Here is a 3073-nt window from a genome sequence, read left to right on the forward strand (position 1 = left end):
TCGCGAACCTCAGGCGAAAACTTGTTGCTCGTTCTGTTCGTCATGACACCATCCTCTCAAGAGTTGATGCCTCCGGCAAACATGGAGCGGTTCACCAGACCTGCGGAACCATCTGGCCTACGGTCTCATTGAGGCCGCCCTCAAGGGCTGGGAGATAGCTGAGCGCCGGACCCTGGGACAAGAACCTCTGGTCATGCTGACCGAATCGGCCCTGCCCGCCGTGCCGGTCCCTCCAGTCACCCCGGAAGCCCCCAAGGCCCCTACCCGCCCCCTGGCCTCGTCCTATGTGGATGATTTCCAGGCGTGGGGCACCGCCTCGTCCGGCTGGCGAGCAGGCCCGCTCAAGCAAGCGCTGGTCTCGTTGGCCATGTTCCGAGAGGTGGTGGGTGACCTCCCGGTGGACCAATACACCCCCGAACATACCGAGCAGTTCCGCGCCGTTCTCCGCAAGCTGCCGATGATCTACCGGAAGTCGCCCAAGGAGAAGGACAAACCGTTGGCGGAAATCATCGCCGAGTCGCCGCCCGGTGCCCAGCTACTGTCCGACAAGACCGTAAAGCGGCACTTCTGGGCCGTGTCCCGCTTCTTTGAGTTCCTGAAAGAGACCGGGCGGCTATCCAGAACATTCGCCAACCCGGCCCAGGGGTTCACCTTCAAGGCCAAAGGGTCCGTGCGCGACGACCAGGACATGTGGACTGGGAAAGAACTGGCCGCCCTTTTCGCCTCCCCCATCTGGACTGGCTGCAATCCGTTCTATCGGGCACGGGCCGGAGACCAGATCATAAGGGACGGCATGTTCTGGCTGCCGCTGCTAGGCGCCTTCCACGGGAACCGCCTGGAAGAGTTCGCCCAACTGCGGGGAGCGGACGTGGCCCAGGCGGGCGATATCTGGTTCCTGAACATCACCGACGAGGACGGGCGGCAACTCAAGAACGCGCAATCCCGGCGCAGGGTGCCCTTGCACTCCGAACTGATAAAGCTGGGGTTCCTCCAGTACGTCCAGGCCACCGCGCCCGCACCAGACGCGCCCGTGTTCCCAGACCTGAAACCGCGCGGCGTGGATGCCAAGCAGGGCTATAGCTTCACCAAGCGGTTTTCGGCCTACCGGCGGGCCATCGGGGTCTACCGGAAGGGGCTGGATTACCACTCGTTCCGGCATGGCGTGACCACCAAGCTGTTCGAGGCTGACGTGAATGAGGGATGGATTGACCTGCTGACGGGCCACGAGAGCGGCGGGGAGAGCCGGAAGCGCTATCTAAAAGGCATCCCGCTGGAGAAGCTGAAAGAGGCCATCGAGAGGGTGACTTGGCCTGAGGTGGACCTGTCTGGGCTGTATGTGGAGCGGGCGGACTAAACCCCCTCCTGGTCTCAGGCATATTGCTTTCGGCGGCCTTCCGTGTTCCCGTTAAGCTAGAAGGAATGAGACAACGGATGGCGCATTTCGACAAGGACAAGTTTGCCGAATACATCACCGCGCATGTGTCTAAGCAACGGTTTGGCGAAGGTCGATGCGCCCACTATGTCCGCATGGCTTTGGCCGCAGCCGGTATGCGTCCCGTCACGTGGCCCGAACCCGCGAGATTATGGGGAGGCACGTTGTGGGCCCTCGGGTTCATACCCGTTCCAGCACCTAATTACGTGCCACAAAAAGGCGACATCGTCGTGATCCAACCAGTTAAGGCCGGTGAAGCGGGGCATATCGAGGGGTACAATGGCAAAAATTGGGTCTCAGACTTTGTTCAAGAGGATTTCTGGCCGAGCCATATGTATGCGAGGGCAAAGCCTGGTTTTGTCGTGTATCGTCGGGCTGATTAGTATCACGCCTGCCCTGGCCAGAGCACCGGATTGTAATTCGGATCGTCAGGCCGTTACGATTGACCCAGTTTTCAAGCTTAATCTCCCAGCCAGCTTCTATGAAGCGCACTACGCCCGTGCATCACCCGCCTTGCTGAATGAGTGCGGAATAACAGTTTCTAAAAAGGCTGATTATAGATACTGGGTTTTTGCATCGGTAAACGATGGCCCAGACCATTACGTGATCCTGGGCGGGGAGGTCCGCGATAATACCGGGCAAGATACCCCTAAGGGCCGATGGTCACCCGATATGTTCGGCAACCTCGACCAGATCAGCGCAGGGAAGTGTACTGCCATAAGCTGGCCAATAGACATATTTTGCAGCGCTGACTCTGGGCCGCCGCCTGTTGCCGTGCTGAATAAATTAGCCGCTGATACGGTGGCACGGTATGAAGCCGCCTTTGGCTCACGGGCCGGTTTCATGGAAGAACTCAAAAAACAAGACCGCATCCCTAACGATCCTGGCCTTAAGATACTCAATCAAGCTCTTGCCACACAGCAATGAGGCTTCCAGCGCAGAATCCGTCACCTCCGGCCCCAGCGGCCAGCTCAGCCCCGCATCGGCAAACCGCCGCAGCGTCTCGCGCACCGTCGAGGGCACCACCCCCAGCCGCCGTCAGACGCAAAATCTCGCGCACATGGCGCATGCAAACTCTCCCCGCTGGCATCAATCCCCTCCTCAGCAAAAGCCAAAGAGGAAAACCTAACGCAGCCAGCGAAGACACCCTCACCCCCGCTTGCCCGTGCGCCATCAAATCGGAATGGGGGGCGCCATCATGTCGGAATCAGAGGGCGGCTTGCTCCGGAATCATCAGGTAGGTTTGCCATCGTCAGTTTTTGGCGGTTTGTCGGCCATTTCTGCGGCATTGTACCGCAGTTCGCGACAATTTGCAGCCACAGAATGCAATCCCGTTTCACCCTCCTGGCCCCCGCAGCCCCGCCCGTTCCCGAAGAGGCCCCCGTACCGCCCGCCCCGGCCCTCCCGGACTACAAGGCCCTGTTCGTCGCGCACGTTACCAAGCATCACCCGGTGGGAACCACCTGCCCGGATGCTGTCCGCAAGATCGCCAAGGCTGTGTTCGGCCTCCAGATCGTGGACCAGCGGGTACTCCAGGAAACCTGCCTACTCCGTAACCGATGCGAGGCCCCCACTGCATGGGGCTGGACTTTACCGTGATGTCTCTGCGACGCGCTGGGGCATCCAGAAGTCTCTGATTGC

The 3073-nt window shown here is 60.2% G+C and carries 3 protein-coding genes; 2 read left to right on the top strand and 1 reads right to left on the bottom strand.

The features are described from left to right. Nucleotides 1-193: 193 nt before the first annotated feature. The gene (locus T331_RS18880; protein ID WP_051622461.1) at nucleotides 194-1354 is read left to right on the top strand and encodes a site-specific integrase; all 1161 of its coding nucleotides are present in this window, start codon (nucleotides 194-196) and stop codon (nucleotides 1352-1354) included. 77 nt (nucleotides 1355-1431) lie between these two features. Beyond that, nucleotides 1432-1815 (top strand): hypothetical protein, encoded by a 384-nt coding sequence (locus tag T331_RS20110; RefSeq protein WP_155992770.1) that lies wholly within the window; start codon nucleotides 1432-1434, stop codon nucleotides 1813-1815. A 445-nt stretch (nucleotides 1816-2260) separates the two neighbouring features. Here T331_RS20110 and T331_RS0116640 read toward each other — a convergent pair whose 3' ends face one another. Continuing rightward, entirely contained in the window at nucleotides 2261-2458 is a 198-nt protein-coding gene (locus T331_RS0116640; protein ID WP_026440835.1) for a hypothetical protein, read from the bottom strand. Nucleotides 2459-3073: the final 615 nt, after the last annotated feature.

Origin of the sequence: Acidocella facilis ATCC 35904 (assembly GCF_000687875.1) — a bacterium.
In the GTDB taxonomy this organism is placed as follows: Bacteria; Pseudomonadota; Alphaproteobacteria; order Acetobacterales; family Acetobacteraceae; genus Acidocella; species Acidocella facilis.